2 pseudogenes are annotated in these 629 nt (G+C 24.5%); one reads left to right on the top strand and one right to left on the bottom strand.

The window, feature by feature from the left end:
* Nucleotides 1-62: 62 nt before the first annotated feature.
* Nucleotides 63-281: pseudogene (locus tag AOG55_RS04595) on the bottom strand (IS481 family transposase); the annotation flags it as partial.
* A gap of 146 nt (nucleotides 282-427) precedes the next feature.
* On the opposite strand from AOG55_RS04595, the pseudogene AOG55_RS04590 reads away from it, so the two are divergent.
* A pseudogene (locus AOG55_RS04590) lies at nucleotides 428-629 on the top strand (hypothetical protein); the annotation flags it as partial.

Here is a 629-nt window from a genome sequence, read left to right as displayed (position 1 = left end):
CAAATTATTATATTTATCTTCTTAAGGTATTTCCATATTCTTTCCGGACCTGATAATGGTTATTTAATTTTAATATTCTTAACAGTATCTATTTCATTATCTGTTATTATTTTTGGTTTCCCTTTATTATTTATAATATATTCTCCATCTTCCTTATATTTTTTGTAAATATAATTTACATACCCTGTGCTTATCTTCATTTCTTTGGCTATTTCTGTTGATAATCTTCTTTTAATTTTTTCCCTTATTATGTATTTTATTTTTTTATCATTTAATTTCATTCTTGGTGTGTATTCTTTTATTATATTTTTACCGGATATATATAGGAAATATTTACGGGACAATATAGAATAATAATCTAACTTTACCATTGCATAACCATAAGAATAGAAGAGAATTAAAATTATTACAAGCAGATAAGCTAGAGATGTTAATAGAAATAGATATTATTTATATACCTACAAACAATGAAATTACCTATTTAATGTGCATTAAGGATGCATTCTCCAATGAATGGTATGGCTATAATTATAATGCATCATGCACGACCAGGGATGCAATAAATGCAATAGATGATGCTATTATAAGGAAATTCAATGGTATAATACCAGATAATATTACATTAAGAA

The sequence above is a fragment of the Acidiplasma cupricumulans genome (genome assembly GCF_001402935.1).
Lineage (GTDB): Archaea > Thermoplasmatota > Thermoplasmata > Thermoplasmatales > Thermoplasmataceae > Acidiplasma > Acidiplasma aeolicum.
Note: the sequence above shows the minus strand (reverse complement) of the source record. Positions and strands in the feature narration are given on the sequence as shown.